This is a genomic window from Caproicibacter fermentans (genome assembly GCF_009746625.1).
Taxonomy (GTDB): domain Bacteria; phylum Bacillota; class Clostridia; order Oscillospirales; family Acutalibacteraceae; genus Caproicibacter; species Caproicibacter fermentans.
On record NZ_VWXL01000071.1, the window covers coordinates 1 to 22,194 of the forward strand.

The following is a 22,194-nucleotide window of genomic DNA, read 5'->3' on the forward strand; positions in this document are numbered from 1 at the left end:
TTTACCGGTGTGCTATTTTCCCCTATGAGGTTTCCCCCTCAGGTAAGCCGGTTGATGACGGGCGAATGAGCTTTTACCCGCTGGATTGCCAAATCCAGAATTATTACATCGCCGTTACGGGCGCACAGTCGAAATAAGCCGTGCCCAATTTGGCGAAGAAAAACACGGCCAGAATCAGGTCGATAGCCGGGAATACAACGCTGTTGACAACAGTCTTTATCTGCTGTGACGCCGTTTTCCAGGTGCCCTCCACAGCCCCCGCCACATCGCCGCTTCCCGCCGCATACGCGGTTGTTCCAAAGAGGCAGGTCAGGACGAGAACCACACACAGAACCGCGAGAATACGTTTCGTTTTCATGGATTTTCCACCTTTCAAATGATTTTGCGCAAGAAAAAGGATCGCTGAAGCTCCTGCTCCGCGATCTTTTTTCTTTTCTGTTGTTATGGCTTTACTGGCGCGATGTGCCAGTCGCTCCAAAGGCTGCCCCGTACCGTTACCGAATCAGTGAGGTTCATGCTGAGCATCCCCGCGGGCGTCCAGCAGTCCTCCAGATAGGTATAGGGCGTGTAGTTGCCATCCGGCATCCAGATCGGCGTGAAGTGCGTCCGGCGCTTGTAAGTCGAATATTTATTGGACGCGAACCCAAACTCCGCGTTGTATCCGGAGCGCGTCTGCTCCAGCAGCCGCCAGAAGGATTGGTACCCGAATTCCGGAAAGTGCGTTACAGCAGTCTGCGCGCCGGTCACTGCCGAGGACTGGCTGGTACTGACCTTGGCAGTCGTTGTCTGGTTGATCCCATAACCGCTTTTCAGAGTTTTTTCCGATGCTGTGGGATCTTTCGCGTCCGGCGTAATGCTCATGGAAGCGGTCAGGCTTGCGGAATAGGAAGTCCAGTTAAAGTCCCACCATCCGGCGTCCTCCCAATAGCCGGAGTCCTCTCCTGTAGAAATCCAGACCCAATTCGCGTGCCAGTACGGGCGCCAGACTCCCCAGGACACGGAGGTTTTCTGCGTATTATTGGGAACAGGTGACGCGCTGTAGGAGTCGTTCCGGTCATCCGCCACAGGATCGGGGGGATCGTGTCCGGAGAGATCCGCAATCTTTACGGTGATGGTTCCCTCGCTTGCCGAACCCCTGCCGCTCACCGACACGCGGATGGTCATGGCCTGCGGTGTGGATGGCGTTGTCCAGCGCACCCACGCCAGTTGGCTGTCGCCGTCCGGGTAGTAGACGCCGCCTACGGTGTAAGTATGGCCCCCAATAGTGAAACGCACTGTGACGGGGTTGTCCGGATCGGACTGCCCGCCGCGCACCGTCACGGATGTGATGACCTCCGTGTTGACACGGTATTCATAATTTGTCGTGCTGACTGTAGGCGGCTCCGCTTCGCTGAACCGTACAATGCCAAGACCAAGGGATGAGATGATATCCGTGTCCGACGCGGCTTTGGTCGTGGAACCGCCCCATGCCGGGTAACCGAGATCCGGGGTTTCCAGAAACATCGCCAGCGGCAGGTTTTTGTGGCTGAGAGAGACCATCTTGCTCCGCAGGCCGCCCCCGAGCTGCTGATCGAACAGCGCGGCCTCCGTGGCGGTCATGGCGTATTTGACACCGCCGAACGTCATATATGCGATGGGCTCCAGAAGCAGCTTATATTGCCCGTTGATCAGAACATTAAAGTTCATTCCGGTCAGGTTCGCGATACTCCGGATTACCTGCTCGTCGGTGAAATAGCTCTTGATCGCGGCGATATTGCCGTTTCCTCCGGATGTGCTGATGATCTTGGGTAGGGCCTGAGACGGGTTCACATAATCATAGCTATGGGTATCAGGAGAAAGAGCATATCCTTGTGAATAAGAAATTTTGCAGACTTTATTAAAGTTAACAGCAATCACTGGGTGTTTATTTGTCAAGTCAATAGGTGTTGTCACTACCGCATGATCGCTGGCTCGGATGACTGTTACCCGTACTCCTTCGTCGCCGGTGTTCCAGAAATCCGTGTTAGTTCCGTCTCCCATCCCACCTCCACCGCCATCCACATTCCCGTCTCCGATGGCATAGGCGTTCATGGGCAGAAATACGGAAATCATCAGTATAAACGCGATAACAATGCTGATGATTCGTTTCATGGAATCCCCCTTTCAAAGAAAAAAACACAGCCGAAGCCGTGCTTTCCGTAATATCGTGATATCGAGCTAACTCATGTTGCCGATCTTGTTGCCGTTTTCGTACATATCACCGGCAGTTGTACCAGATCCTCCACCGCCGTTATCTGTAACCCATCCAAAACCGGGTATATAAATCTTTCCATCCTTTTTATCTCCGGATTTCGGTGTCGACGATTTGGAGGAGGAATCCGCGGTTGGCGTGCCGTTATCCGTTTTGGAAGCCTTTTTACCGTCCGGCGTCTGATTGGGGTTCGTTTTCGCTTCCGCCGAGGGCGCGGACGGCTTTGTGACCTCTGCCTGAATGCTCTGATCCGTGCCGCTGGGATCTCCGGTATCTTTGGCGCCGCCCTGAGAAGCCGTATCCGGTGCGGAAATGGCGGAGACGCTGACGTCCGGTGAAGAGTCCGTGGCCCCTGGTGCGGAGATGGAAGGAACCGAGGCATCCGACGCGGTTGAGGAGGTGTCCACTTGCCTGTCCGTGGGCGTCCCCGTTCTGAACTGCGCGGCGATAGCGACGACAAGCACAACGCTCAAGACGCCGAGCCCGGCAAGCGTGAGCCGCTTTTTGTTTTATCTGTCAGTTTCATATGAGGTACCCTCCTTTTCATGGTTGTTGATTCATCGACTTTTTTCAGTATCACACAGTACCACAGACGGTTTCGCAAGTCTATGGGCACGCGTGAAATAGTCAGAATAAAGGCATATATTTTGCCTGCACCCTGAGATTGATCGTCATGGGCGGCAGGATATTTCCACCAAACCGCATGGGGACCTCCAGACGGATCACCGCGTCGGCCAGATAACCGTTCGCGTTATCCGGATCGGATGGCGCCAGCGGCATGTTCCTGAGATGGACGGACAGGTTTGACAGCCGGAATTCCGCTTCGTCCCCGGCGTATTTCACATGATATCCATTCTCCTGCCGGAGCTCCAGCAGATTGTCCAGCCGTCCGTAAATATCGCCGTAATCGAGGCTTTCCTCGAATTCGTCCGCCGAGGGCTGGTAAGCGCCGGAATAGCCCTCCCGCACGCCGTGGTACACATTGTCATAGCTGTCGTTCACGGTCGAGATCACGGCGGACTGCACCGCGTCCCGCACACCCTGGGCGATGATCATCAGCCGGATACCCTCGGAAGCGACGCAGAGAAGTAGCAGAAGTGCCAGAGTCACCGCGATGGTGAGCGGAAAGGCCGATCCTTTCTTGCTCTTGAGTATAGCACGGAAGTTTTTGGATGTCACTATAGCGATAGGTAAACCTTTGACCGTAGCATCCGGCCTGTGGCCGGATGCTCTTTTCTCCGGTTTTTCCCCCGCTCCACACCGTGCATGAGAGTTTTCCCTCACACGGCGTTCCATCAAATTTAGTTTCATCAAAGTTAACCTCACTATTTTATCGAGATTGTCTGGTTAAAAAACTTTCTCACCGACACCGACTTTCCACACACAGATCAAATTTTCTGTGGTTATAAGTATGCCGCTTCACGGGAATGGCTTCCTAGTTACACAGTAACCGTCAAATAAGTGGTCACCTGTCATAGATGCGACAACCATGCTACAATTGACTCCAAAAGGAAGTGAAAAACCATATGTGGTTTTTCAAGACGAAACGGAGTGGTTGCATGAATACAAGAGAGATTGCGAGCAAATACCGGCTTACGCATTGGGCGCAGGCAATGCGGGACCGTGCGGACAGAGGGCTATCAATCCGGGCATACTGCGAGGAGACTGGAATACACGAAAACACGTATTTCTACTGGCAACGCAAACTGCGCGAGGCGGCATGTTCAGAAATACAGCCCTCCACAGAAGAAAAACGCCTTGTACCAAACGGATGGGCACTCTGTGTAAAGGGCGAACAGGCTCAGACGCAGGGGTTGACAGTCGAAGTCGGAGGATGCCGCATAACGGTCGGCACGGAGACAGATCCGGAGCTTCTCTCAAAAGTCTGCCGGGTTCTGAAGGAACTATGATCAGCTTCAGTGGGAAGTCCTGTTACCTTGCCTGCGGAGCTACAGATATGAGAAAGTCCATAAACGGACTGGCCGCTATCGTGGAAGGCAGCTTCAAGCTTGATCCCTTCAATGGTTCGCTGTTTGTATTCTGCAACCGAAGCCGTGACAGGCTGAAGATACTCGAATGGGACGGCGATGGGTTCTGGCTGTACTTCAAGCGGCTGGAGAAGGGACATTTTAAATGGCCGGGCGAGGGCGAAGCGATGACGATGGACCTGTCGGGAGAAGAGCTGGCAATCCTGCTCTGCGGGTCAAAAGTTGAGCTGAAGCTGCGCCGAAATGAGGTAAACGGGCGGCGCGCGGTGTAGCAAAAGAGTGAGCCAAAACATATCTGAAAACGTTGAAATTGCTTGTATTTCAGGAGGTTTTGCGGTATAATAAAGGCATGGAAAAGAGTGATTTGACCGCCGCTTCGGCGACTGAAAACCAGGCCGAAATTGCCGCGCTGAAAGCCCGCGTTTCGGAGCTCGAAGTCCTCGTAAAATACTACGAGGAGCAGTTCCGTATCTCAAAGCATCGGCAGTACGAGGCTTCCAGCGAGAAAAGCGAATATGATTTGGCTCAGCTTTCAATTTTTAATGAAGCTGAGCTTTTTGCAGATATAAACGTGGCGGAGCCGGAGCTCGTGGAGGTCGAAAAGCACTACCGCAAGCGGACTCGCCTAACAACGGACAAGCTCCCGGAGAATCTGCCGGTCGAAATTGTGGAGCATGACCTGCCTGAATGCGAACGTATCTGCCCTGAGTGCGGCGGACCGCTTCATGTGATGGGCCGGGACAGCTGGGATGAGCTTGTAATCGTTCCGGCACAGGTAAAGGTACGCAAGCACGTTCGCTTGGTTTACACCTGCCGCGAATGCGAAAAGGATGAGTACGGGGTTCCCATTGTCAAAGCCGCGGTGAGCGAGCCGGTCATCAAAGGTAGCTTTGCTTCCCCGGAGGCAATAGCGCATATCATGACACAGAAATTCGTAATGGGTTCGCCGCTTTACCGTCAGGAAAAGGAATTGCAGCAGAACGGAATTCAGCTTTCACGGCAGACAATGTCAAACTGGCTGATACGGGCCACGGAAGACTGGCTGGAGCTCGTTTATGAGGCGCTGCATGAGATGCTTTGCAATCACGGCGTTCTTCACGCGGACGAAACGACACTCCAGGTACTTCGGGAACCAGGGAAAACGGCGCAGAGCAAGAGCTATATGTGGCTGTACCGGACAAGCGGGGACGCTGTGCAACCGATCGTCCTGTATGATTACCAGCCGGACCGCAGGTCAAAACGGCCGGCAGCGTTTTTGAAGGACTTCAAGGGCTATTTGCATACAGACGGGTACGAGGGATACCATTCCCTCAGAAGCGAAATAACTGTGGTAGGCTGCTGGGCGCATGTCCGGCGAAAATTTGATGAATCGCTGAAAGCTCTGCCGGAGCGTGACCGGGAGAGCAGCAATGCCTTGCGCGGGAAACGGTACTGTGACCATTTGTTCGAGCTTGAACGCGAGTTTTCGTCTCTCGCACCGGAAGAGCGCTATGTAAAACGCCTGGCGCAGTCGAAGCCTGTGCTCGAAGAATTCTTCGAGTGGGCGGTGTCGCTTAACGCTGCGCCTAAAACGGGGATAGGAATAGCGGTACATTATGCTCTGTCTCAGCGGAAATATCTCGAACATTATCTGCTCGACGGACGGCTCGAAATAAGCAACAACAGGGCTGAACGGAGCATCAAGCCCTTTGTAGTTGACCGCAAAAACTTTCTGTTTGCAAACACGCCGCGCGAAGCAAAGGCAAGTGCTGTAATGTTCAGCCTGATCGAAACGGCCAAGGAGAACGGGCTGAATCCGTTTGAGTATCTGGTCTATATTTTGAAAAACGCACCAAACTGGAATATCCGCGATAACCCAGATGCGCTCAATCTCCTTATGCCGGATTCCGCGAGGCGTTCTATCTGTGCCACGGCGACTTCGCGCACGCCTGCTTGACGCTTACGTTACACAGAGACGTGCGGAATAAATAATACAACTCAAAAGGCACGGTCATGGGTGATTCATCACTCCATTTCCGTGCCTTTTCCCGATTGTAGGCTTTGGGATTTTTCAGTTTGCGGGTAACAGGATTCAACGCGCCCCAACTTCCTCGCCGTTTAGCGGCAAGTTCCCGCTGCTTTTTCTTGGACAGTTTTTCATAGGGAATGAATTTTTCCATCTCGTCAACCTCCTGGCAACAAAAAACTTAGGCTAAAACAAACGATTCCTATTCTAGCCTAAGTTAGTCGAAATATCAATACTGTTCGGTCTTGCTATTATACTCCTCAAAAAAGCGGTTCAACAGTTTTCGGTGTTTCTTGGATTTCTGCACAATGAGGTAGCCGTCATGGCAGTAAAAATCGATTAACCATATCTTGGCTGTTACAGATCGGCCATAAAGTGAAATGTATCTCAGTTTTCCCAATGAAATCCAGTCTTGAAAGGCACTGTCGGAATAGCCTGTCAGCTGCGCCATTTTTCTTTTGGTCATGGCATCCGGTGCGGCGAACCACTCATCCTCCAACCAGAGGCGGAATTCTTCTACAGGCAGCCTTTGTGTCCCTTTGCCGTGCTGATGCGGAGTGGCAGAAGAAAAGGCTCCGCCGGGAAGCGTATACTTTTCCGGATGCTCTTCCATCTCCTCCAGATAAGAAATGACATCCTTCAGCTTGACCCGAAAATTGCGCGTCTTCTTGCCGCTGTCCTTGCAGGGGATGTAGCCGTTTTTCAGCATATAGCTGGCTTTACGCTTGCTGATGTGCAAGATCGTGCGCATTTCGTCCAGAGTCAGGTCTTCAGGATACCGGCCCTTCAAATCGGCATACTTGCTCATTTTTTGGAGCCTTGTCCGGGTTGTTGCTTTTTGCACCGATATAGCACTACGCCCTTGAAACGGTCGTTACCTGAGGAAACATAGGATTCCAACATCTTCTCCCGGGTTGGATATCCCCAGTATACTCGAGATCTCAGAAGCAGTTCGCGGCTTCTTGGCGCAGTACTTTTGGATTTCCTTGCGCTGGTCGGTGGGTGAGATGCATTCGGTGTAGCCGCTGGCGAGAACAAAGTCAATCACGTCCTGCTTGGCCACATGATATTTGTTAGTCACAAGATAACAGGAGATCAGGTTGCCCTTCAGCATGTGGTAAACGGTGTTGATACCGAGGCGGAGCATTTTGGATACGTCCTCGGGAAATACGCAGTCGGGATATTTTTTGAACTGCCGCTCCAGCTTTTTACGGAGTTGTTCCTGTGTCATTTAAATTCTTCCTTTCCGTTGTTTGCCGACGGCAGAAAGGAGAATCATTCTAAAATTAGGGTCCTGTTTCTTGCAATTTTACAAGGTCGGTTCTTGAAAGGCGCATGGCGTCAGGGAATTTCATCTTGCAGTTTTCTTGCACTTTTGCAGAAAATCAGCAAAACAGGGGTATTTTTGCTTGAAATTCAGTTGATGAACCAGAGTGCTCATGAGCCATTATTTCATCAGGGTTTACTGGCTCAAAGCCTTGGAAACACGGGACTTTGCGTGGATTTTTTCCGTGATGAACCATGAGGTTCCGTGAGATACCGTGCCGTTTTCTCAACGGCTCGAAATCAGTTTGACGGCAACGTCACATGGGTTTGAATCCCATCCTCTCCGCCACAATCGTCCTAAAAGCTCGGACTTTCCGGGCTTTTAGGACATTTTTATGCCTGCTTTCACATTACTTCCCCCACTTTGGTAGAAATCGAGGCAAGCGGATTCGCGGCTTTTCTAAGCTTTTTTGCAAGAAAACTGCAAGATGGGAAAGCCTTCTGCGACATTGCGTGGGTTCGAACCTTCGGAGAGTTTATTCCGGTTTTTCGTCCTTGTCGTTCTCCGGATTATCCTGGTCTTCGGTCACTCCAAGCACTTCTTCAATCATGTTGGCGCTGGCCAGCTTGCTGGAGCTGTCGATGTGCGAGTAGATGTTGGCGGTGGTCGCCATATCGGAATGCCCCAGCCAATCCTGAATCATCTTCATGGGAATATTGTTTGCCAGCAGAAGCGAGGCACAGCTGTGACGCAAATCGTGGAAGCGTATTTTTCGCAAGCCGTTTTCTTTGAGAATCACCTGAAAATGGTTGCTGACATACTGCGGGGTAATCAGCCTGCCCAGCGCGTCTACGCATATGTACTCCGTGTATTCCTTGCTGTAGGAACCGCGCATAACCTTTCGCATTTCCGCCTGCCTCACCTTTTCCGCCAGAAGTTCCTCCTCTACATGGAAGATCAGTGGCAGAGTGCAGTAAGAGGATTTCGTTTTCATCACGTCGTAGCCCTTGAGCACGACGCCGCTTTTGGTTTCCTCCTCCAGAATCTTGTGCCGGATGCTGACCGTCTTGGCGGTGAAGTCCACCGCCGACCATTTTAGCCCAAGCACCTCGCTGCGGCGCAGACCGTAGTAGGCCGCCAGCATGATGACCAGGCGGATGGGATCACCTTCTACACAGTTCAGAAGTTCCTTCAGTTCATCCGCATTATAATAGTTGCCGATGAACGGCACAGACTTAGGCCGGTCCGCCTGCTGGCAGGGATTTGATGCGATGATACGCCGCTTGACAGCCTGTTTGAAAGCCCTGTGCAGCATGGCGTGGTGGACGTTGTGCTGTTGTGCCTTTCAGCCCGTCTGCGCGAATCGTCGTGTAGTAGGCGTTGATTTCGTCGCCGGTGACCTCCTTTACCTTGACTTCATCGGTTTGAAAAAAGCTGTCATCCTGCCGTTGATCATTCTCTTGTAATTAAGGTAGGTAGAGCTTGAAATATTGGGCTTGTGCTGCTCCAGCCATTCCAGAAGATAATTTTCCACCAACATATTGGCGATCCGGTTGCGTTCCCGTTCCGCGTGGGTCATGTTTTCCTGAAGGTATAAATCCCCGACGTTGTACTGCGCCAATACCTCGGCAAGCCGGTGGTTGGCCTCCGTTTTCGTGCCGCGCTTGTCCTCCAGGTCAAGACTGACCCATCTTTGCTTGCGGACTCCATCTGTGTCATACAAATTTAATACAGCGTACCATTTCTGATTTTTCGTGGCCAAACGGCCTGTGATTCGTTTCATTTCCGTTCTCCTTTCGCGTGGCTTTCTCCGGTACTGCCGTCGGCAGTACACACAATACCACACTCAGACGGAGAAAGCCAGGTGTCAAACGGTACAAACCTGCACGGGTTATTTTCGACCAGAAACGCCACAACGGACAGTTTGGGGACCAGTACCTTGTTAGTCACCCGGATGCTCCCCAATCGGCCGCTCCGTGCCAAGCGATAGGTCTGATTGATACCGATACGCAGCAATTTTGCGGCTTCCGGAACCGTGAAGACCTCCGGCTCATCCCTGAACATGGAGAGATACACCCGCTCGGAAACGGCAATCATATCAAACCCTCCCCTGCGGAAATATGTCCTTCCAAAGGAGAAAAGACTTCAATTCCAAAGCTTTGAAATTCATGCACCCAGGCAAGCGCCTGACGGCGGTCACGATGAATATGGAACAGGCTGGTGACAAGGAGAGCATCAAAACGTTTCACGTCGGCATCCTGTTTCAGCTTCTCCAATTCCGTATTCTGATCAAGATCAACGCTTACTCCTGCAACTTGATATCCCAACTGTTCCGCAAAATCATAAAGCTGCTTTTCCTGCTTCTTTAGCGCGCCGTTTCGATCCTCCGGCGCGTCTATGCGGTAATAAAGCCATGCTCGTTTCATACTGCTCCTCCTTACTCTCAGCTTGTCTGATAAAAAGCCCCAGGCTGACGCCCAGGGCTTCGTCAACACTCCGAAGGCACTCGCCGCCGATGCGGCCCAGATACGCGCGCAGGCGGGAGCGGTCAATGGTGCGGATTTGCTCCAGCATTACGATGGAATGTTGCCGAAGTCCGATATGCTCTCCCGTCAGCGGCACGTGGGTAGGCAAAGAAATCTTTTCCATGCGGCTGGTGATGGCTGCAACGATTACGGTGGGGCTGTATCGGTTCCCGATATTGTTTTGAATAATAAGGACGGGGCGGATGCCGCCCTGCTCGCACCCGATGACCGGCATCAAATCCGCATAGAAAACATCTCCTCTGCTTATATTCATGCCAAGCACCTCCGCCACTGTATGTAACAAGGAACAGCCGGTTGGACATGGCTGTCCCTCAAATCTATAGTAAGCTTGTTCTTCATTTTATTGGTCTGATGCTTCTATTCGGCACTGCTTCCCGAAGCTAGGGCGGCAGCATAAACGGTTTGCCGGTTAAGCAAACGCCATAAAAATTTCACCTCTCCGTGGTTCTCACCGAGCCGCCCCCATTGCTTGAATCTGTGGCTGGACGGAAGTAGCGTTGGCACTGTCCGTTTCACTGCGAAACAGCCCACCACAGGCTGTTTTATGACCGGGCCTTCCCGCTCGTCGCCTTCGATGCCGTCGGTTCGACGGATGTCTGTCACCCATCCGCAGGTAGTCCTGGCGCGCCCGTCATTTTCGCTGCCGCTCATCACGGCCGGACAGATCATGTATTTATGCTGCCGGATATGAAATTTTCAAGGAACAACGAGGGAATAGAAAAACCCCCTCACTTACTTACCCGTTGAGCGAGGGGGCTGCACGGAAAAATTTCTACTTTTCCATCAGCTTTTTTAATTTGCTAAGAATTATTATCTTTCTGTCATGGATGGTCATAAAATGAATGCCTGTTTTCTTCCAGAAGCCGTTCATAGGAGTCCTCCCGGCTGGGGAGATATGTAACAGCGCCGCTGACAGAGTTGATCCGGCATCGCTCGACTTTGATGTCATACTGCAGATATTCCATCTGCCGATCGCTTTTCTCCAAGACCTCAATAATTTCTTCGATCAAACCGGGATACTTCTCTCGGTAATTTGTCTTTTTCTGATACTTTGCCATAGGGCTTGTCCTCCATTTCGTGATTGTTAAAATCCGGAAATGAAGAACAAACGGTGGGGCCCGGCAGTGGGGAGTGATAGCATATAATAAAAAAGGAGCACATCGGTGAGCATTGATGCCCATGAGTGCGCTCCTATAAATTATTTCGCAAAATACCTGCTCTACTGGTTCGTGTCTATGCTCATACCTCTCCCATGAGAAGCACAGGCTTTTTTTGACAGTCTACCAGTTAAAAAAGCGATGAGCAGTAGATTGTAGTCCGCTTCATCACGCTCGGCCGCTGCTTGGCAGCGGTCGCCTGAAACTCAACGTATATTGAACGCGCATAAGAAAACCCTCCAAACTTGTGAGCCTGGAGGGCTATGATATTGCTTATTCAGGCATGAGAATAAACCCGCCAAACTCGCGTTTTTTTGTTGGGCGGGAAGCGCCTTGTTCAGTTCATTTTTAAATAGCGCGAAGCTTTTGGTTGAAAAATTGCATCTTTTTATACAACGCCATATGCGCACTTATTCATTGCGTTTATCTCTCTTTTAGTCGTATCCTCAAACGATTGAGCATAAAAGAGATCTTTATAATAGCCACCCTCGTTTAATAATTCTTCATGGCTGCCGCGTTCCACGATTTCTCCCTTTCTAAACACCAGTATCAATAATAGATGCATTGATAATAAAAGCATCCTTCTGGAGCCTTCATCAAGATCGGAAAAAACACTTTTCAGGTACTGCCATGACTTCTCTTACAGTTTTATATGCTCCGGCGTATTGGCCTTCTTTGTCAAAACGCTCAAGCCAGTCGAGAGCTTTTGGAATGTTATGTTCGTAGTTCGAATCCATGTAGGAGAGGACCTTGTTCAATCCATAGGTTTTCAGTCTTTCTTTAAAATTTGTCATCATGACCTCCTAATTTTCTTTCAGTCATACACTTATTTCTTTGCCGGTTTACGACATTTCACTTGCTATTTCAAATTGCTTTGTCCGGTAAAAAGATCAGCGATAATATCCACGCATTTATCAATACCGATGACGCCGCTGTTCAGCGAGATATGGTAATTTTGTGACATGCCCCATTCCTTTTCGGTGAAATGCTTGTAATTAATCCGCCGTTTGGCGTCTTTATCCTTTAAGCGCTCCTCCGGCGTCTTTTCCGTTGTGCCGTAAAGCCTTACAATACGTTCCGCACGAAATGAGGTGTCGGCATGGATGAACGCGTTCAGGCAATCGGTGCGATCCCTCAGAATATAATCCGCGTTTCTTCCGACGATGACACAGGGTTCCTTATCCGCCAGTTGCAGAATCACTTTGCGCTGCACATCCCAGAGAATATCCGCCGCACACAGCCCACCCAACATACCTTCCTGTAAATTATAGGCAAAAATACTCTTGCTTGGAGCATAATCGCTCTCGTCTGAAACAAATTGCTGATCCAGGCCGGTATCAATCGCATCTGCTTGACCAGCTCCTTGTCGTAATATGCAATACCGAGGCGTGTTGCCAGCGCCTTTGCAATGGTTCTGCCCCCGCTGCCAAACTCTCTGCTGATTGTAATAATTTTCTTTTTCATTTTTCTCATGCTCCTTTATTAATTTTTATGATGGCCATAATTGGCTTTTCCATCGTTTCTTTTGGCTTACAGTAGCTTCGACCGTGAATCACAATAATGAAAACACGGATAAGTTTAATAATCGCCTACCGGATAGAGAAAACGGTTATTCTCCCTCTTCCGGCACGCTGGCCGCGCTCAGCCGACGCAAGTCCCGGTAGAACTGAACCATAAAGACTGCGGCCAGAAGAATTGTAAATGCATCGGCAACAGGTTGTACCCACGCAATACCGTTCAGACCGAATATCCTTGGCAAAAGCAACATTGCCGGAATGAAGAACAGGCCCTGACGGCTGATGCTGAGAAGACCGCCCTGCATTCCTTTTCCCATTGCAAGGAACACCGCCATCGCGACCTGCTCGAAGCCGAAGAGGCAAAAATCACTCCATTGGCACGCAGAGACAATGCGCCGATTCGAATCAGCTCTGTGTCGCTCTTCGTAAAGATGGACATGAGCTGACTGGGGAAGATCAGCATAATCGCCGCGACGACGACGCAGAAGATGGTTGACCATTTCAGCGTCGTATTGACAAGTTTTCTGACGCGGTCATAGTTCTTTGCGCCGTAATTGTAGCCCACAATCGGCTGGAAGCCCTTCAAAAAACCGAACACCACATACGTTCCCAGTGTCATCAGACGAATCGCGTCGCCGAACGCCGCCACGGCGGAATCCCCGTATGTACTCGCCGCGGAGCTTGTCATGCCCATGGAAACGCTGGACAAAAGCTGATAGACAAGAATGGGAATGCCCACCTTGAAAGTCTCCTGGAAGAGATACCATTTGCGGGTATACAGCCGCAGAGAGAAACGCAGCGTCCCTTTTTTGCCCAGAATATACCGCAGGAACATCACCGACACAACCGCCTGGGAGATCACAGTCGCAACGGCTGCTCCTTGGATTCCCATTTGGAGGCCGAACATACACACCGGGTCCAGTATCACATTCAGACCGCCTCCGAGCATCATGGAGATCATCGCCAGCTTGGCGCGGCCCTCTGCGGTCACAATGTTGTTCATGGTAACATTGAAAATGTCAAAAAACGCGAGGCCAATATACACAACGGCATAATCGGTTGCGAAAGGAAGAATCGTGTCCGTCGCCCCAAGGCCTCTGAGAAGCGGTTCCAGGAAACACAGACAGCCCATACTTGCTAAAATACCGACAAACAGGCTGGTGAACATTCCTGTAGACGCAGCCCGGTTTGCCCCGTCCATATCTTCTTTTCCGAGAAGTCTCGCAATGAAAGACCCCGCGCCGGTGCCGAAGGTCATACCCAATCCGATGATAATCTGTATCATCGGGAACACAACCGCGATTGCCGCCTGCTGCGAAGTTCCGAGCCATCCGGCAAAATAGGCGTCCACGATGCTGTACAGCGCTGAGACAAGCATTCCAATCATGGTGGGGAGCCCCATTTTCAGCAATGCGGTGGATACTTTTCCGCTCCGCATCATTTCAAGCTTTTGATCTTTTTCGTTCATAATATATGTTCCTTTCAAAAATTAGTTTAGCTGCTATACACATTCTCAATAAATACCGTTGCCTTTTATGAATCCAGGTTTCAGTGTAGCAGCTATACACTTTTGCCTGAAATCATCCGGCCGAAGCCGGACGATTATTTTTGCCAACGGTCTGGACGCACTTCTTTTTCATAGACGTCAAGTTTTCCATCAAGCGAATTAAGGAAGTCTTTCAAAAACGCCTTATTTCCCTCAGTAGCGTCTTCAAGCGCGGCTTTGAAAAGCCCGTCAAGTTCCTGATGCAGCTCTTCGTGGTATTGATAGGCCGTTTCACCCTTTGGGGTCAATCTCAATGAAAGTCTTGACAGATTGCGGGGGTCGGTATCCTTGACGATCATCCCCTTGCGTTCCAGCTTGCCGATAATTTGGGAAACCGCGCCTTTCGTCACGCCCAAAATATCGGCCAAACCCGTCACATGGATTCCCTCGTTCTCTTTGATGGATTTGATCATATGGATTTCCGCCTCGTATAAGGGTTGGTCCGTGCCGTAATACCGGGTCTTCCTGTCAATCTCAGAAAACTTGGTGACTACCCTCAAAAAAGTGTAGCTTATCTTTGTCCTGTTTTTTGATTTTATATTTGTCATGATCCCAGCATATAGCAGCTAAACTCATTTGTCAATACCGGCTTTTTTTAATTGAGTGTCTCGAATTAATTCCATTTCAAGTCGGTTTAAAGACTCGCTGCTGATTACATGCTCGATCCGACAGGCATCTTGGGCTGCTGTTTGTTCATCCACATCCAGCACCGAGGTGAGCAAGCGTTTTAACAGAGTATATTTCTTTTTAAGATCTGCGGCGGCCTTTTCACCTGACGCAGTCAGACGAATTTCTTTCTTTGAATTCATCTCTACCAGCTTTTTTTGTGTGAGCTTTTTCATGGCTACGCAAACGCTTGCTTTTGAATAGCCGAGCATTCTGGCTATGTCAACGGAACGCACGTATCCATGGCGGTTCTGAAGCTCATAGATTGCTTTCAGGTAGTTTTCACAGGATTCATTTGATTTCATTTTTCATATGTTACAGGCCGCAGCCGCTAAAAAAGACATTTTTGTTTCTATACGGGAATCCGTAGGACCGTCTGCGGCAAACGCATCATTTGAAAGCGACATATAATAGTTCGTTCCGTCACAGATCACGATAATTTCGGCGGTGAGAGGCTTATAACCGAACACCCTGTGTATTGCAATCGCCTTGTTTTCACCGGTGTGAAAGATATCCTGAATCTCTTCACCGCCCAGTTGGCCTTTTCCGAGTCTGAAAATATGCCGGCAGCCGGATATCTCCCGATCCGTTTTTATCAGGCTGAACAAATAATCAATCAGAACCTTCGGCATCCTATCGTTTCCCTGTCGTGATCCCGAAAGGTTTGATTTTTCATGGCCAGTCGCCGTTATTCCTGTTTTCATTTGATTGCCTCCTTTGCATTTGCTGTCTGCATTTTAACACTCCTTCTTAAACTCCATTTAGCGTGAATTTAAACGCAGTTTAAACAGACTCCGTATTTTGGGGAATCGCTATCCAGAAGGTTGTCCCTTCCCCGGGCCTGCTTTCAACACCGATCCGGCCGTGATGCATCTGGACGATCTTTTTTACAATGGACAAGCCAAGGCCGCTTCCTCCCGCACTTCTGCTGCGCGCTTTGTCCGCCATATAAAAGCGCTCAAAGACATGCGCCATGGTTTCTTCCGTCATCCCGATCCCGGTATCGGATATCGTTACCTCCGTCTGCATCTCTTGCTTTGCGGCAGAGATTATAATTTTTCCTCCGGCAGGAGTGAATTTAATACTGTTATTGAGAAGATTGATCCACACTTGGCTGAGCAAATCCTCATCCGCAAAAACATCGGCGGCCTCCTCGCTGAGCGATACCTCAATATTCTTTGCAGACCACTGCGGTTCCAGCAGCAGGATCACGTCTTTCAGCTGCCTGCTGAGAGAATAATTTTTCGGACTGATTTCGGCGCATTCGGATTCCAGTGTCGAAAGCCGCAGCAGGTTTTCACCGAGCTTCGACAGACGCAGGCTCTCAGACTCGATAATCCCGATATAATGAAGCTGCTCATCCCTGCTCAGGCTGTCATCCTTGAGCAAAGAAACAAAGCCTCTGATTGAGGTCAGCGGCGACTGGATTTCATGGGAAACATTCGATACGAAATCCTGACGCATCGTCTCCATTCCGCCCAGTTCAGATGCCATATGATTGATTTTGTCGATGAGATCCGACATATGGTATCCGGCATCAGAGTACTTTTCCTTATCGATCCGGGCTTCGAAATCCCCTATGGTGATTTTGTCCAAAGCGGTCTCTATTTCGTTGATGAAGGTATGGTAGGAGTTTTTATGCACTTTCCCATAACACGTATGATGGGCGATCCAATGGCGTATCGTCTGATGCAGAAATAAAAGCAACACAAAAAGAAGCAATCCGGCAGCCGAATAAGCGGCCTGCCTGGCGGCTGCCTGAACAGAGATTCCCCCGCCGAATAAAGGCGCCGTTAGATACGCGCCAATCAGCAGACAAGTAAAAAGCGCCGCCGCAAGGATAAGATACAGGAGTATATGCTTCAACCCATGTTTCATCTTGCCACCTCAAGCCTGTAGCCGACACCCCTGATGGTCGTGATTTTGAAACCGTACAAATCCGGCGGGAATTTGTCCCTCAGCCGTCCGATGTGCACATCCAGCGTACGCTCGTTTCCATCAAAATCGTATCCCCAGATATCCTCAATCAGCCGGTCCCGTGAAAACGTTTTTCCGGGGGTGCCGGCCAGCATAAACAGCAGGTCGAATTCCTTGAGCGGCAGCGTGATTTCTTCTGTTTCCGTTCTTACCATGTATTGGTTCTGATCAATCGTTATTTTTCCGAGTTCAATGATCTTTGAGGCGGCTATATGGCAGCGTTTCAGCAGGGCTTTCACACGCGCGGTAAGCTCTGCCGGTTCGAACGGTTTTGTCAGATAATCGTCCGCGCCGAGCTCAAAGCCTTTTACCTTCTGACTTGTTTCTCCCTTGGCGGTCAGCATGAGAATCGGAAGGTCCCAAAACTTTCTGGCCTCTCTACAAAATTCCCAGCCGTCCATTTTCGGCATCATGATATCCAGCACAGCTAAATCGATCTTGTTCTTTTCAATCTTTTCCAGTGCGTCTTCTCCATCTGTGGCCTCTGTCACTTCAAAGCCCTCTTTTTTCAGAATCAGCCGGATCAATTCGCGGATGTTGGAATCATCGTCAACAACGAGGATCTTATTCATTGGTACTCCCCCCTTCACGGACATTCATTATATTAAAACATAAATTTAAACAGGATTTAAATTACATGCTTCATGCGCTTTTATCAATAGTGTTTATTTTGGCAGCTTAATCTTCCCATACAGTATGTTTCATAAAGGCAGGAAAAGCAAGCTGCAAAGTAATACTACTTGTTCGAAGAAGAAGGCGGGCGAAATGCAGCAGATAAATGTCCGCTTCATCACACCCGGCCGCTGATAAACAGAAGCCGCCTGTTCCTATCATGCCGGACTCGCATAGAGAAGCCCTCCAAGCCCGGAAGTTCGGAAGGGGAAAAGCTTTTTGTTGGGCGGGCAACCTCAAAATTATTAAGGCATAGGAATTATACTTCATCTAAAAATGTGAATGCAGTAATGTTTTCGTCTTTATACCGAAACTGATAGGCATGAGAATAGACACCAAAATATTTTTGGATATTATCGTCTGTCATGATCTGAAGGGTTCGGCCCTCTATATAGTCCTGCTCTCCCAACAAAAAACACTTATCGGCAATTCTCAACGCATGATTTGGGTAATGCGTATTGATGATGCAGGCAATGTTATTATCTGATACGACATTCTTGATCAATTTGATCAGCCTGATTTGATTGCGAAAATCCAGATGCGCTTCCGGTTCATCTAAGACAAGGAGCTTGGGGGAATTGATTAAGGCCCTTGCAATAAAAACAAGCTGCAACTGTCCACCGCTTAACTCATTGCAGGAATGATTCCGCAAGTCATAAATGCCCACTTTGTCAAGAATTTGGTCTGCAAGAGCATAGTCGCTATCTCCGGGAGCCGCCAGATAAGATTGATGTCCGACCTTGCCGAACACAACCATATCTCTTACCGAGTAGGAAAAGGAAACTTTGTGGGCCTGCGGTACGTACCCTACGCTTTTCATGGGTTTGCCGACCTGACTTCTCACCCCATCCACCGTGGAATATCCTCGATTCCATTTTAAAATTCCGACAATACACTTGATCAAAGTGGTCTTGCCAATGCCGTTTCTGCCCATCACCGCCATAATTTGTCCGCAATCCAAATGAAAAGCAATATTTTGCAAAACAGGCTGCCCTTGCGTATATTCAAAACAGCCGTTATAAACTTCTAAAATCATATTCGTTCCTCACTTCGTCTTTACTAATTATCCAACCTTTTTCCGCTTGTGATAAATAGCCGCGAAGAAAGGCGCGCCAATCAAGGCGGTGAGAATCCCGATGGGAATTTCAGCCGATGTCAGATTCCGCGCAACGGTATCGACAAGAATCATGAAAATCGCTCCTACAAGGCAAGAGGTCGGAAGCAGATAACCGTGATTTACCCCTACGATTTTTCTGCAAATGTGCGGAATCACAAGGCCCACCCAGCCTATTACACCGGAGACCGTTACGCATCCGGCGGTTGTCAGAGTCGTGAACAGGATCACCATCCAGCGGGTATGGTTTGGATTTATGCCGAGTGTGCTGCAGTCTTCGTCCCCAAGGGAAAGAAGATTGATTTTCCAGCGCAGCAAAAGCAGCCCGATTATTCCGAAGGCAATGGGGACAAAGGAAATCCCAATATCGTGATAGCTTGCGTTCGCAAAGCTCCCCATCTGCCAGAATGTGATGGCAGGGAGTGTTTCAGAGGAATCCGCGACATATTTGATGAAAGAAATCAACGCCGTAAAAATGGAGGAAACTATGATTCCTCCCAATATAACGGACAACGTCTCTGAACGGCTGCTCACACCCGCAAAAAAGAACACCAATAAGACGCTTACCAATCCGAATACAAGTGACAGTACGGGCGTCAGCAAACCAGTACCGTTCCCGATCAAAATGCCCAGTGCCGCTCCAAACCCTGCCCCCGAGCAAACTCCCAGCAAATCGGGACTAACTAACGGGTTTTGAAACGTTCCCTGCAAGGCGGATCCGGATATGGACAACCCGGCCCCCACCATGCCCGCTAACAAAATTCGCGGAATGCGGACTTGAAAGATGACGTGTGCGGAGGTTTTCATGGAATCGCCGAGCGTACCTCTTACTTTTTCCGTTATGATCCGGCAAAAGTCGGTAAGACCGATCGTATATTGTCCCACCAGCACAGCGCATACAGCGGTGATCGTCAAAAGAAGAATCAGAATGAGCGTTACCTTATGACAGCGTTTGTTTTTTTCTCTGTTCATCGCGTTGTGGCTTTCCTCAAATCCAAAATTGAGCGGATGTCAGAATCGATTAGATCAATCTTGTAATTACGCTGATAATAGCTCGAGAGCAGGCTATCCATGCTGTTTTCATCCAGCAAATCGGGATAGGCTTTGGATACCAGCCACAAAGGCATCAACGGGGAATCCGCGCAAGGCGTTATCCAGGAGTATGTGGTTCTTGGAACGTCGTAGACCGCTTTGCTTTTCCAGGCGTCCAACAGCGACCAGTCCTGACCCTCGATAGAATTCTCCAAAATAGCCTGCGCCGGAGAGTCATGAAACACAAGAATCATATCGGGATTCCACTTATAAATCTGCTCCATGGAAACCTCGGAGGTACCGTTAAGATTGGCGGCAACATTTGTGATTTCCGCTTTGTCAAAAAAGCTCTGTGCATAGGAATCGAACGAATCGCTGCCGCTTACAACAACTTTTCCGGCCGTATTTGAGAAAACGCAAAGCGCGGTTTTGGTTTCTTTTTTGCTTTTCAAAATATCAGATAACTTTTTATTGGCCGTAGTCCATTCATCCTGCAAACTGCTTGTAGAACCCTGCCCTAAAATTTCGCAGATCTGCTTATCCCATGCAATGGAAACTTCTTCGGGATCATTCAACTGTTTTGAAAAGAAATCAACAGATGGAATGTCTATATTTTTAAGTCCTCTTTTTTGTACGTTTCCATAGTAGAAGATAATATCGGGGTGAAGCTCCATCAGGGATTCCTTATTGACTGCGAAGCTGGAATCGATAAAAGACGTATTAACGTTCTTCCAGTCAGGAAACACTTTTTTCACGATTTCCGTGTTGGATGTTGTAAACGAGCGGGAATTGATTCCAACAATCATGCCGGTATCCGGGAGATTCTTAATAACAAACGACATAACCGGAGGACTTATTATGACGATATGCTTAATTTCCGAGGCGGCCGGTATTTTGACCGTGTTGCCGTCCAAGTCAGTGATGATTCTGGACTGGGCTGATACCGATGCGGTGTTGCTTGATTCATTAGAGACTGAAGCGGATGGTTTCGCCGCGGAGAACGTGTCCGCCTCTTTCGCTGGTTGACCGCAGGCCGCCAGAAGCGGGCACAGAATACCGGTTAGAACAAAGGCTGTAACATTATGTTTCATCTTGTGGTATCTCCTTTACAAGTAATTCCAGATATATAAATCTTAAATTCATTGAACTTTGCTCCTTTCATTTAATGGATTGAGCTTTAAAAAGGCTATTGTAATATCCGTTCTTTTTTAATAATTCCTCGTGCCTGCCACGCTCCACAATTTCTCCATTCCGAAAAACCAGTATCTGGTCCGCCGAGCGGATGGTATTCAGGTGATGAGCAATTACCAAAACGGTTCTGTTCTTGATCAGGTCCGTGATTGCCTCCTGAATCAGCACTTCATTGCCCGGATCAATGCTGCTTGTAAATTCATCCAGAACTAAGATAGGGGCATCCTTTAAAAATGCCCTTGCAATGGAAATCCGTTGCCGCTGCCCTCCGGATAAAGTTGCGCCGTTTTCTCCGATTACCGTTTTGTACCCTTGCGGTAAAGTCATAATAAAATCATGAATTCTTGCCTTTTGAGCCGCTCTGATGATTTCCTCATCGGTGGCATTCGCGTTTCCCAGCCGGATATTGCCTTCAATGGTATCCGCGAAAAGCTGAACGTTTTGCATAACGATGCTGACGGAACCGAGCAAATCATCATAGCTCATGCTCCGAATATCAGTACCGCCGATCTGAATACTGCCGTTTTCAACATCCCAAAAGCGAAGCAGGAGATTTGTCACGGTTGTTTTTCCGGAACCCGATTCTCCGACCAAAGCCGTTAAGGTATTGGCGGGAGCTTGGAAACTGACGTTTCGCATCGCAAATTCATCTTCTTCATATGAAAATCCGACATTTCGATACTCGATATCTGAACCGGATGGCTGCAGGGGCTTATCAGGTTCTTCTATAATTGGAGCGTCGAGTATTTTCCTGATTCGGCAATAACTGTCCGTAACGGATAAATAATTCATCCAATAGGTCTCCATTGCGTTAAACGGCTTATATACTTCCTTGCTGACGATAATGTAGAGGAAATATGTCATAAGCGCCAGCTTTCCGCTGAACACAAAAATGGCTCCGGTAATCGCCATGACGCCGTATGATAAATCAACAAAGAAGCCATAGCGGGAAAGCTGCCGTGCCTTGTATCGGGAAAGCTCCTTACTGCTTTCACCGAAATGAACGGTTGCTTTTTCCAGCTTCTCATCAATTTTTCTGCTTGTTGAAAAAGCTTTCAACAATGGGATTCCCTTTACATATTCCACAAACAGACTGACCATGTCGGCAAGACGATTTCCGTTTTCCGCTTCCAGTTTGGCTCCGCGTTTATTTCCAAGAATTAGGGAACCTCTGATTTAATCCGCCCCTCTACCGAAGAGAGGAGAACTCTGGTAAAATAGAACTATCAATTCACAGGCGGTGCAGAGAAATGAAAAAGCAACAAACTTTTACGGATATCGAATAT

Annotated in this window: 27 protein-coding genes and 3 pseudogenes; 4 read left to right on the top strand and 26 right to left on the bottom strand. The window is 49.1% G+C overall.

The annotated features are described in order from the left end of the window. Positions 1–127 precede the first annotated feature (127 nt). The 4 genes and pseudogenes from CAFE_RS12365 to CAFE_RS20805 form a co-directional block, all read right to left on the bottom strand. Positions 128–358 (bottom strand): annotated as a pseudogene (locus CAFE_RS12365) (DUF3852 family protein); the annotation flags it as partial. Positions 359–441: 83 nt separating this feature from the next. Further along, positions 442–2,130 carry a hypothetical protein gene (locus CAFE_RS12370; protein ID WP_156990824.1) on the bottom strand — a complete coding sequence of 563 codons (1,689 nt, stop codon included), beginning with the start codon at positions 2,128–2,130 and terminating at the stop codon, positions 442–444. 66 nt (positions 2,131–2,196) lie between these two features. Then, entirely contained in the window at positions 2,197–2,694 is a 498-nt protein-coding gene (locus CAFE_RS12375) for a DUF6550 family protein (protein ID WP_330593981.1), read from the bottom strand. 163 nt (positions 2,695–2,857) lie between these two features. Beyond that, positions 2,858–3,286 carry a hypothetical protein gene (locus CAFE_RS20805; protein WP_461950003.1) on the bottom strand — a complete coding sequence of 143 codons (429 nt, stop codon included), beginning with the start codon at positions 3,284–3,286 and terminating at the stop codon, positions 2,858–2,860. A gap of 503 nt (positions 3,287–3,789) precedes the next feature. On the opposite strand from CAFE_RS20805, the gene tnpA reads away from it, so the two are divergent. From tnpA to tnpC, 3 genes are all read left to right on the top strand, one after another. Then, positions 3,790–4,140 carry an IS66 family insertion sequence element accessory protein TnpA gene (tnpA, locus tag CAFE_RS12385; protein ID WP_156990825.1) on the top strand — a complete coding sequence of 117 codons (351 nt, stop codon included), beginning with the start codon at positions 3,790–3,792 and terminating at the stop codon, positions 4,138–4,140. Then, complete coding sequence (gene tnpB / locus CAFE_RS12390) at positions 4,137–4,490, top strand: IS66 family insertion sequence element accessory protein TnpB (RefSeq protein WP_156990826.1); 354 nt, start codon at positions 4,137–4,139, stop codon at positions 4,488–4,490. Before tnpA ends, tnpB begins: the two co-directional genes overlap by 4 nt. Positions 4,491–4,567: 77 nt before the next feature. Then, complete coding sequence (gene tnpC / locus CAFE_RS12395; RefSeq protein WP_166525136.1) at positions 4,568–6,154, top strand: IS66 family transposase; 1,587 nt, start codon at positions 4,568–4,570, stop codon at positions 6,152–6,154. On the opposite strand, the gene CAFE_RS12400 is transcribed toward tnpC, so the two are convergent. From CAFE_RS12400 to CAFE_RS12410, 3 genes are all read right to left on the bottom strand, one after another. Next, a complete protein-coding gene (locus tag CAFE_RS12400) occupies positions 6,117–6,377 on the bottom strand; it encodes a hypothetical protein (RefSeq protein WP_156990827.1) in 261 nt (86 codons plus the stop codon). The genes tnpC and CAFE_RS12400 overlap by 38 nt on opposite strands. A 75-nt stretch (positions 6,378–6,452) precedes the next feature. Then, positions 6,453–7,031, bottom strand: coding sequence for a MerR family transcriptional regulator (locus CAFE_RS12405; protein ID WP_156990828.1), 579 nt, complete (start codon positions 7,029–7,031; stop codon positions 6,453–6,455). 66 nt (positions 7,032–7,097) lie between these two features. Then, positions 7,098–7,454 carry a MerR family transcriptional regulator gene (locus CAFE_RS12410; protein WP_156990829.1) on the bottom strand — a complete coding sequence of 119 codons (357 nt, stop codon included), beginning with the start codon at positions 7,452–7,454 and terminating at the stop codon, positions 7,098–7,100. Between the two features lie 93 nt (positions 7,455–7,547). Here CAFE_RS12410 and CAFE_RS12415 point away from each other — a divergent pair, with 93 nt between their 5' ends. Continuing rightward, positions 7,548–7,748, top strand: coding sequence for a hypothetical protein (locus tag CAFE_RS12415; RefSeq protein ID WP_156990830.1), 201 nt, complete (start codon positions 7,548–7,550; stop codon positions 7,746–7,748). 277 nt (positions 7,749–8,025) lie between these two features. Here the strand turns inward: CAFE_RS12415 and CAFE_RS12420 are convergent, their stop codons facing one another. The 19 genes and pseudogenes from CAFE_RS12420 to CAFE_RS12505 all read right to left on the bottom strand — a co-directional run. Further along, positions 8,026–8,805 (bottom strand): site-specific integrase, encoded by a 780-nt coding sequence (locus CAFE_RS12420; protein ID WP_156990831.1) that lies wholly within the window; start codon positions 8,803–8,805, stop codon positions 8,026–8,028. Between the two features lie 90 nt (positions 8,806–8,895). After that, complete coding sequence (locus CAFE_RS12425; protein ID WP_156990832.1) at positions 8,896–9,273, bottom strand: tyrosine-type recombinase/integrase; 378 nt, start codon at positions 9,271–9,273, stop codon at positions 8,896–8,898. Beyond that, positions 9,270–9,587 (bottom strand): helix-turn-helix domain-containing protein, encoded by a 318-nt coding sequence (locus CAFE_RS12430; RefSeq protein ID WP_156990833.1) that lies wholly within the window; start codon positions 9,585–9,587, stop codon positions 9,270–9,272. Before CAFE_RS12430 ends, CAFE_RS12425 begins: the two co-directional genes overlap by 4 nt. Next, positions 9,584–9,916, bottom strand: a complete 333-nt coding sequence (locus tag CAFE_RS12435) for a recombinase family protein (protein WP_156990834.1) — start codon at positions 9,914–9,916, stop codon at positions 9,584–9,586. Before CAFE_RS12435 ends, CAFE_RS12430 begins: the two co-directional genes overlap by 4 nt. A gap of 34 nt (positions 9,917–9,950) precedes the next feature. Continuing rightward, positions 9,951–10,289 (bottom strand): annotated as a pseudogene (locus tag CAFE_RS12440) (type II toxin-antitoxin system PemK/MazF family toxin); the annotation flags it as partial. Between the two features lie 568 nt (positions 10,290–10,857). Then, complete coding sequence (locus CAFE_RS12445) at positions 10,858–11,094, bottom strand: hypothetical protein (RefSeq protein WP_233452804.1); 237 nt, start codon at positions 11,092–11,094, stop codon at positions 10,858–10,860. 695 nt (positions 11,095–11,789) lie between these two features. Beyond that, the gene (locus CAFE_RS12450; RefSeq protein WP_156990836.1) at positions 11,790–11,990 is read right to left on the bottom strand and encodes a hypothetical protein; all 201 of its coding nucleotides are present in this window, start codon (positions 11,988–11,990) and stop codon (positions 11,790–11,792) included. Positions 11,991–12,052: 62 nt separating this feature from the next. Further along, positions 12,053–12,472, bottom strand: a complete 420-nt coding sequence (locus tag CAFE_RS12455; protein ID WP_330593982.1) for a cytidylate kinase-like family protein — start codon at positions 12,470–12,472, stop codon at positions 12,053–12,055. Beyond that, positions 12,391–12,666, bottom strand: coding sequence for a cytidylate kinase family protein (locus CAFE_RS20500; RefSeq protein WP_330593980.1), 276 nt, complete (start codon positions 12,664–12,666; stop codon positions 12,391–12,393). Before CAFE_RS20500 ends, CAFE_RS12455 begins: the two co-directional genes overlap by 82 nt. Positions 12,667–12,930: 264 nt before the next feature. Further along, positions 12,931–14,178: an MATE family efflux transporter gene (locus CAFE_RS12460; protein WP_233452805.1), complete on the bottom strand. Its 1,248-nt coding sequence runs from the start codon at positions 14,176–14,178 to the stop codon at positions 12,931–12,933. 134 nt (positions 14,179–14,312) lie between these two features. Continuing rightward, positions 14,313–14,804 (bottom strand): MarR family winged helix-turn-helix transcriptional regulator, encoded by a 492-nt coding sequence (locus tag CAFE_RS12465; RefSeq protein WP_156990837.1) that lies wholly within the window; start codon positions 14,802–14,804, stop codon positions 14,313–14,315. Between the two features lie 24 nt (positions 14,805–14,828). Beyond that, positions 14,829–15,227 carry a metal-dependent transcriptional regulator gene (locus tag CAFE_RS12470; protein WP_156990838.1) on the bottom strand — a complete coding sequence of 133 codons (399 nt, stop codon included), beginning with the start codon at positions 15,225–15,227 and terminating at the stop codon, positions 14,829–14,831. 3 nt (positions 15,228–15,230) lie between these two features. Then, positions 15,231–15,626, bottom strand: a complete 396-nt coding sequence (locus CAFE_RS12475) for a hypothetical protein (RefSeq protein ID WP_156990839.1) — start codon at positions 15,624–15,626, stop codon at positions 15,231–15,233. 79 nt (positions 15,627–15,705) lie between these two features. After that, positions 15,706–16,800: a sensor histidine kinase gene (locus CAFE_RS12480; RefSeq protein WP_156990840.1), complete on the bottom strand. Its 1,095-nt coding sequence runs from the start codon at positions 16,798–16,800 to the stop codon at positions 15,706–15,708. Further along, the gene (locus tag CAFE_RS12485; RefSeq protein WP_156990841.1) at positions 16,797–17,471 is read right to left on the bottom strand and encodes a response regulator transcription factor; all 675 of its coding nucleotides are present in this window, start codon (positions 17,469–17,471) and stop codon (positions 16,797–16,799) included. Before CAFE_RS12485 ends, CAFE_RS12480 begins: the two co-directional genes overlap by 4 nt. A gap of 359 nt (positions 17,472–17,830) precedes the next feature. Further along, positions 17,831–18,607 (bottom strand): ABC transporter ATP-binding protein, encoded by a 777-nt coding sequence (locus tag CAFE_RS12490; RefSeq protein WP_156990842.1) that lies wholly within the window; start codon positions 18,605–18,607, stop codon positions 17,831–17,833. 27 nt (positions 18,608–18,634) lie between these two features. Continuing rightward, positions 18,635–19,657, bottom strand: coding sequence for a FecCD family ABC transporter permease (locus tag CAFE_RS12495; RefSeq protein WP_156990843.1), 1,023 nt, complete (start codon positions 19,655–19,657; stop codon positions 18,635–18,637). Further along, complete coding sequence (locus CAFE_RS12500) at positions 19,654–20,808, bottom strand: ABC transporter substrate-binding protein (protein WP_156990844.1); 1,155 nt, start codon at positions 20,806–20,808, stop codon at positions 19,654–19,656. The genes CAFE_RS12495 and CAFE_RS12500 overlap by 4 nt, the downstream gene beginning before the upstream one ends. Before the next feature lie 67 nt (positions 20,809–20,875). Then, positions 20,876–22,072 (bottom strand): annotated as a pseudogene (locus CAFE_RS12505) (ABC transporter ATP-binding protein); the annotation flags it as partial. Positions 22,073–22,194: the final 122 nt, after the last annotated feature.